The sequence below is a fragment of the Enterococcus raffinosus genome, assembly GCF_018917525.1.
Taxonomy (GTDB): Bacteria; Bacillota; Bacilli; order Lactobacillales; family Enterococcaceae; genus Enterococcus_A; species Enterococcus_A raffinosus_A.
The window spans coordinates 1-7,307 of record NZ_JAHLOS010000072.1 but is presented as its reverse complement, the minus strand read 5'-3'; the positions used below and the strand labels follow the sequence as shown (position 1 = coordinate 7,307).

Annotated in this window: 6 protein-coding genes; 4 read left to right on the top strand and 2 right to left on the bottom strand. The window is 38.9% G+C overall.

What is annotated here, in order from left to right:
• Positions 1 to 126 precede the first annotated feature (126 nt).
• The 4 genes from KQI58_RS22105 (at position 127) to KQI58_RS22090 (ending at position 4,684) form a co-directional block, all read left to right on the top strand.
• Positions 127 to 1,845 (top strand): ABC transporter ATP-binding protein, encoded by a 1,719-nt coding sequence (locus KQI58_RS22105; RefSeq protein ID WP_216411093.1) that lies wholly within the window; start codon positions 127 to 129, stop codon positions 1,843 to 1,845.
• A gap of 12 nt (positions 1,846 to 1,857) precedes the next feature.
• Entirely contained in the window at positions 1,858 to 3,633 is a 1,776-nt protein-coding gene (locus KQI58_RS22100) for an ABC transporter ATP-binding protein (RefSeq protein ID WP_216411092.1), read from the top strand.
• A gap of 56 nt (positions 3,634 to 3,689) precedes the next feature.
• Positions 3,690 to 4,151: a GNAT family N-acetyltransferase gene (locus KQI58_RS22095; protein ID WP_216411091.1), complete on the top strand. Its 462-nt coding sequence runs from the start codon at positions 3,690 to 3,692 to the stop codon at positions 4,149 to 4,151.
• A gap of 110 nt (positions 4,152 to 4,261) precedes the next feature.
• Positions 4,262 to 4,684 carry a GNAT family N-acetyltransferase gene (locus KQI58_RS22090; RefSeq protein ID WP_216411090.1) on the top strand — a complete coding sequence of 141 codons (423 nt, stop codon included), beginning with the start codon at positions 4,262 to 4,264 and terminating at the stop codon, positions 4,682 to 4,684.
• Positions 4,685 to 4,708: 24 nt separating this feature from the next.
• On the opposite strand, the gene KQI58_RS22085 is transcribed toward KQI58_RS22090, so the two are convergent.
• Together KQI58_RS22085 and KQI58_RS22080 are read right to left on the bottom strand one after the other, a co-directional pair.
• Positions 4,709 to 5,410, bottom strand: a complete 702-nt coding sequence (locus tag KQI58_RS22085) for a DUF554 domain-containing protein (RefSeq protein ID WP_216411089.1) — start codon at positions 5,408 to 5,410, stop codon at positions 4,709 to 4,711.
• Between the two features lie 154 nt (positions 5,411 to 5,564).
• Complete coding sequence (locus KQI58_RS22080) at positions 5,565 to 6,998, bottom strand: APC family permease (protein WP_216411088.1); 1,434 nt, start codon at positions 6,996 to 6,998, stop codon at positions 5,565 to 5,567.
• Positions 6,999 to 7,307 lie beyond the last annotated feature (309 nt).

Here is a 7,307-nt window from a genome sequence, read left to right as displayed (position 1 = left end):
CAGGAGTCAATTCTAGAACATCACACAAGCACCAAGCAACTAAAGTGTTATTAAATTATCAAAGAACAAGAGAATAAAACTGGAGTGATTTATCACTCTAAAAAATATATTACGAGGAGGAGAACAATGGAAAAAACAAATGTAATTTATCTGTTTCGGTTGGCTGGGAAATCGAGTTTGCTTTTATTAGCTTCTGCAATTTTTAGTATTGTTTCTGGCATCATGGATTTTGTACCGTTAGTGATGCTGTACCGTGTTTTGATGTTTTTATTCGGCGATCAGCCGAATATAGATTTAGCGATGCAGTATGGAATGTATGCAGGGATTGCAATCATTGTAAAATTTTTGATGATGTTGGTGAGTGGGGCGTTGTCACATATTGGCGCGTTCAATACGTTATATGAGATTCGCAGCCGTTTAAGTGCACATATTGCGACACTTCATCTAGGATTTTTTACTAAAACGACTTCAGGCAAACTGAAGAAAACCATTATTGAAGATACCGAGCGAATCGAAACGATGCTGGCTCACCAAGTCCCTGATTTAGCAAAAGCGATCACTGTGCCGCTCTTAATGTTTGGATATTTGTGTACATTAAGTCTTCCTTTAGCTTTATGCTTATTGCTGCCAATCGTGATTGGCGCAGTCATTTTGATGATCGGTATGCGGTCAAGCAGCAAATATATGGGATGGTACCAAAAGTTAGTGGGGCAGCTAAACTCATCGATCATGCAGTTTATCAATGGGATGAATGTAATGAAATCCTTTAATGTCACTGCTAAAGGATTTAAACAATATTCATCGACGGTTGAAGAGTATCACAAGATGTGGACTGAATGCACAAAGATGCAATCTTGGCCTTACGGGATGTTTCTCATTTTGATTGAATCAGGATTGCTATTTAGTTTTCCTGCGGGAGGCTGGCTGTATTTTAAAGGGGCAGTTGATTTGCCGACCTTTTTATTCTTTTTGATTATGAGTATTGTGTTCTTGTCTTCTTTGAAAAGTTTAAGTGGATTTGCGATGGCGATCTCGCAAATTTTGACTGGGACTGAAAAAATTAAAGAGATTATGGATCTTCCTCAACAGAATTTCGGTAGTCATACTGAACAACTTGAAGATGTCAAAATTACCTTTGATCAGGTTCATTTTTCTTATGAAGAAGATGAGGTATTGCATGATGTTTCATTGGAGGTACCCGCTAACAGTTTGACTGCTTTTGTCGGAATATCAGGTTCTGGAAAATCGACGATGGCTCAGCTGGTCCCACGTTTTTGGGATATTCAGCAAGGCCAAATTCTTTTGAACGATCAACCAGTGGAGAGTTTTAGCGAAGAGGCATTGATGCAAGGAATCAGCTTCGTTTTTCAAGATGCTTTTATGTTAAGTGATACGATCCGCACAAATATCGCGGTAGGAAAAGATCAGGTCACAGACGAAGAAGTCCATGAAGCAGCGAAAGCGGCACAGATTCATGAATTCATCATGAGCCTGCCGGATGGCTATGATACCGTCATGGGTGAAGCTGGAATCAAAATGTCTGGTGGAGAAAAACAGCGCATTTGTATCGCTCGTGCGATCATGAAAAATGCACCGGTTGTTATTTTTGATGAGGCTACCAGCTTTACTGATATTGAAAATGAACGAAAGATTCAATTGGCATTAAATGAACTTCTGCAAGATAAAACGACGATCATGATTGCCCACCGTTTGAATACGATCAAGCATGCAGATCAAATTTGTGTCTTTGAGCAAGGGCGTGTGATTGAACGAGGAACTCATGATGAGCTGCTGCGCCAAAATGGAAGTTATGCGAAATTGTGGAAGATTTATACAGAAAAATAGGAGGGAAAACGAATGACTAGTGTGATTAGAAATATACAAGCAGTAATTGGTGAAAAAATAAAGCTATTGTATACACCAATTTTATTAGCGATTCTTGATGCTTTCTTGAATATGGTATTCTACTCGATAATGATTTTGAGTATTGTTACCTTGATCAAAAATCAGTTTACGGAAAGTTTCTTTTTCCGTGGGATCGCGGTCTTGGCAGTTGTTTTTGTATTAAGAGCATTCTTGGCACGGTATAGTTTTGCTTCATTGCAATTGAATGGTTCGGTGATCGCGACTGACTTACGCCTGCATTTAGCAGAACATGTTCGTGGCTTGAACTCGGGATACTTCAATCAAAACAGTGTCGGTAAATTAACCAGCTATTTTTCTACGGATATTGCTGATTTCGAACAAGTTTTGACTCATCATTTGACGGATTTTGTCAAAGCGTTGTTTAGCGTGACTGTCTGTATGCTGGCGGCAGTAGCGATAGATTTTCGTTTTGCTGGAGTGATGGTGGTCATGATTTTAATTGCGCTACCTTTGATGATTAAAGGAGGCTCTGTAGGACACACAATCGCGCCAGAACATCGTGTGAAAATCAACGCGGTAATCTCACGTGTTGTGGAGTATATAAACGGGATTAAAACGTTTCGTTTATATCAATTAACCGGTACGAAGTTTGAACGTTTGGATCAGTCCTTCCATGAACTAAAGAAATCTTCGATTCGGGTGGAACTTTCCATGATGCCTTATGTGATGGTTTTTTCAACGATCGTATCCTTTATGATTCCAGTTGCTTTGATCTGGGGAACTAATTTATTGATCCAAGGTAATTCGACACCAGAACAATACATTGCAGTGTTGATGCTGAGTGTCTCAACTTCCAGTCAATTAACGACAATTGGAATGCTGTATCCAGAATTGAAATACCTATCAAAATCGGCTGATAATTTACGCCAGATATTTGAAATGCAGCCACTACCGTACACAAAAGAGGCGTTTATCGGAGACAATCACACGATTGCATTTGATCATGTTTCCTTCAGCTACGAAAATGATGTCGCAGTATTAAATGATCTTACCTTTACAGTAGAAGATGGGAAAACAACTGCTTTAGTAGGACCTTCAGGTTCAGGAAAATCGACGGTTATCAGTTTGATCTCTCGCTTCTGGGACGTTAAACAGGGGGAGATTCGAATGGGGAATGAAAAGCTTCGAGATATCCGTCCAGACGCATTGACGGAAGAAATCACCTGCGTGTTCCAAGATGTTTACTTGTTCAATGACACGATTTTGAATAACATTCGGATGGCAAAGCCAAGAGCAACGATGGAAGAAGTTACTCACGCTTGCCGTTTGGCTAATTGCCATGAGTTCATTATGCAAATGGAAAACGGGTACGATACGTTGGTTGGAGAAGGAGGATCGACACTGTCAGGCGGTGAGAAGCAGCGAGTTTCGATCGCGCGTGCACTATTGAAGGATGCACCCGTAGTGTTACTAGACGAATCAACTTCCAGTCTAGATGTTGACAATGAAAAGGAAATCAACAGTGCTCTGGATCATTTGATGGCTAAAAAAACAGTTGTAGTAATCGCCCATCGCCTAGATACCATCATCAATGCGGATCAAATTATTGTCCTTGATGAAGGTCAAGTTCGTGAAAAAGGGACACACAAAGAATTGTGCCAACAAAACGGCTGGTATGCTCAAATGATTAAAGAACAGGAAATTGCGAAGACATGGGTTATTGGGGAAACAGGGAATTCTTTAGCTGCATTTGAAAAAGCTAAATAACTTAGTATAATTGAAGTATTAACTTAATAAAGAAGGCTTAGTGGGGGAAGAACTTTATGATGGATGTTCAAATTATTGAGTGGGAAGATAAGTATGCCGAACAATTTAAGAGACTTTCAATGGAGTGGTTGGAAAAATATGTTTCTGTTGAACCGGCAGACTTAGAAATCATAAATAATCCCCATAGGAGTATTTTAGAAAAAGGCGGAATGATCTTTTTCGCACTTTGTGATGGTCTAATCGTTGGAACTGTCGCTATGATAAGACAGAATGACGGGAGCTTCGAGCTAGCCAAATTAGCCGTAACAGAAGGCTATAAAGGATTAAAACTCGGAAACCTGCTGATGGAGAAATCTTTGGAATTTGCTAGTCAAAGAAAAGCAACAACTGTTTTTCTATATACAAATCGAAGGTTATTGCCAGCGATTAACCTTTACGAAAAGTTTGGTTTTAAAGAGATACCAATAGCTCAAAATAAATATATCGAAGCAGATATGAAGATGGAACTAAAATTTTAAGCTGTTTATTTCATTCCTTTCAACTGAATCCACAGAGGTTTAAATCATGAATGAGCTGGAGAAATGTAAATAGTATAATGAAATGTTTTGTTGGAAAAGAGGACTCCTTGATGAAGATTCAAACTGTTACTAAGAGCGAGATTACAGATAGATTATTAGAAATATTGGATCAGCAGCAGGTCGATTTTTTTGCATCGGAACCTGAACCAGATGCTTCCGAATGGTTTTTTTGTGCGAAGGAGGATAAGCATATAATTGGTGGAATCACAGCGAAAAAGCAATATCAGACAATGCACATTTCATTATTAGCTGTTGATCCAGCTTATCGTAAAGAGGGTATAGGTAGTCAACTGTTGACTAAAATGGAACAAGTAGCTTTACAACACCAAGTTACGACGATTACCTTAACGACCAAAGCATATCAAGCATTAGGCTTCTATTTAAAACATGGCTATGAAGTTTTTGGCGAACTGAAGGATGTTCCAATGGTGGGTACGACAAAATATTATCTGGTAAAAAAAATAAGCAGATGAAGGAAAGACTCCTTCATCTGCTTTTTAAAAGTAATAATATTGCACTACCATAATGGCTATTAAAACGAGAATCCCTGGCAAATAGTTTGAGACACGAATTTTGGTCAGCTTCATAACGTTTAGGCCAATGGCTAAGATCATCAAACCACCGATTGCACTGATTTCATTCATTAGACTATCTAGCAGCTCTGTAGGTAAATAACGAACAATGACGCTAGCAAAAATCGTGATAGCGCCTTGATAAATCAAAACCGGAAATGCCGAGAACAGAACACCGATGCCTAGTGAAGCAGTCAGCATGATGGACATGAAGCCATCCATTACCGCTTTAGTAAATAGGGTCTGATGGTTACCGGTAACGCCACTTTCAATTGCCCCAATGATTCCCATTGAGCCAATGACATAGATCAAAGTCGCGGTGACAAAACCTTCCGCAAAGTTACTGTTGCCACGTGCAAAACGATTTTCAAGAAAAAGCCCTAAACGAGTCATGGAGTCTTCGATTTTTAGAAATTCACCGATCATTCCCCCAAGGCAAATACTGATGATGATAATGATAAAAGAACTTGCTTGCAATGACATTTGAATCGCTAAAGCAACGACCCCTAAAGAAATTCCTTTTGTTACTGTATCCTTCGTTTGCTCCGTGATATTACGCAAAACGATACCAGAAAAACTTCCAGCGATAATCGCAAGGCAGTTCACCAATGACCCCAACAACAACATACTATTCACCCGTTTCTATGATTTCGATTAAAAAATAATTAATTCTTATTTAGACATCATCTTACCACGAGTGGGATTTTTTTTGAATAGTAAAAAGACTGTACACAACTTCCTTAAAAAGGAAGAAGCACACAGTCTAATAGCTGCTTGATTATTATGCAGCTTTTTCACGTTCGCGTTTAGCTAAGGTCGGCATAATGAAGCCCAAACCGATCAACACAGCGATTCCGATAATATTGATAATTAGCTCATGCCAAAACAAGCTTGAGCCATATGGAGCATCCTGCGGTAATACACCGAATAAAGTAGCGACAATTGTAACAACCAAACACCAGCCGCCAACAAATACTGCCATCCGATCATTTTTAATGAAAACATAATCAGATTGAAATTTTTGACTGTCTAAGCGAATTCGAATAAAGGCATAGAAAATCCAGCAGGTCACGCCCGGTGAAATGATGCCGTTAAGATTTAATAGCCAGTTGAAGATATCATTCATCTCAGGCAAGAAAACACCTAGTAACAGAATAAAGGCACTCAAAGCAGTTGTTAAAATATACCCATTGATTGGCAGCCCATCGTCATTTAATTTAGTTAATTTCTTCGGCATGAACTGCTTACCTGTATCAGAGATCAGCATCCGCGTCATGGCATCTAATAAGACGGCTAGCAAAGCACACATGTAAATAATTTGCGTCACGGCAAAAACATACATTAGAGTATTGCCTAGATGGAAAAATTCTCCCAAACGTTGGAAAGCATAATAGGAACCATTCATCTTCAAATTATTTGGTAAGTGGTGTGCATTGAAAAAGACCCCTAATGAAAAGGAACCAAAGACGGTTAAGAAAATCGTCATCACCGTTAGCATGATCATCGCTTTTGGAAATTCCCGCTGCGGCTTACGCATCCGTGTAACAAATGGAGCAACCAATTCGGCACCGTTGATGGCATAAATCAAAAGTCCGATTGTCGTCAAATAGTGAAGATCAAATTTCGGGACGATGGCGCCTAAATTCATTGGCTGTGTTTCGATATGTCCATTCGGCATAAATAAGGAAGCAAACGTCATAAAGACGAATAAAATTGCCATGATGAACATAGCACCGCCACCTAAAGTGCTCAGAACTTCTAATGACTTTTTAAAGTGGCGCTGCAAGAAAATAAAGGCCAGAAAAACACAGAAGGTTAATAAGGCAAACATCGAATTAGACATTTTGTCTTCCATTGAATCATTTCCATTAACTAACCAACCGAAGCCAACAACAACGGCATTGGCAGTATCAACTACATAAGGAATTGACGCTGCCCAGTAGGTCCAGGCAGTGAAGTAACCCAATCGATCGCCGCTGGTTCCTCGAACCCACGAGGTCAGACCACCGCCTTCATGATTAAAAACAGAACCCAATTGGCCAACCATTAAAGAATATGGAATCACGTATAATAGCAATAAAATTATCCAAGAAGTGATTACACCTAATCCTTGATTAGCAAAATTATAAATAATATCATCAAAACCGATGACTGTAACAAACGACATCATGGCAAGTACTGGCCATGAAATAAAACTTTTCTTTTCCTCGATCATATAAACTGCTCCTATTTCTATTTACGTATTCATTTTTCTAAAATTAAGAAAATATACAAGGTTACTTAACAGAATTCAGTGATGGAGGCTTATTCCGATAAGTCACGAAGATCCCCTTTCTATTCATAAAATACGATTTATCATCCCACAAATAGTAGAATTTCGCCACTATTAATTATTTTTTCATTCACCCAAATTTCAAGTGCAAGTTAGCCACTTATTGAAATTCATGTGTTATTCAATTTTATTCTCTATTTAGCAGCCAACGATAACTTTGATAATTCTGCTAATAAACACTCGCGTGGAGTG

Excerpts from the sequence above, each read along its gene's own strand:
- KQI58_RS22100 (WP_216411092.1), top strand. The coding sequence starts at position 1,858 with ATGACTAGTGTGATTAGAAATATACAAGCAGTAATTGGTGAAAAAATA.
- KQI58_RS22080 (WP_216411088.1), bottom strand. The coding sequence starts at position 6,998 with ATGATCGAGGAAAAGAAAAGTTTTATTTCATGGCCAGTACTTGCCATG.
- KQI58_RS22105 (WP_216411093.1), top strand. The coding sequence starts at position 127 with ATGGAAAAAACAAATGTAATTTATCTGTTTCGGTTGGCTGGGAAATCG.
- KQI58_RS22085 (WP_216411089.1), bottom strand. The coding sequence starts at position 5,410 with ATGTTGTTGTTGGGGTCATTGGTGAACTGCCTTGCGATTATCGCTGGA.
- KQI58_RS22095 (WP_216411091.1), top strand. The coding sequence starts at position 3,690 with ATGATGGATGTTCAAATTATTGAGTGGGAAGATAAGTATGCCGAACAA.
- KQI58_RS22090 (WP_216411090.1), top strand. The coding sequence starts at position 4,262 with ATGAAGATTCAAACTGTTACTAAGAGCGAGATTACAGATAGATTATTA.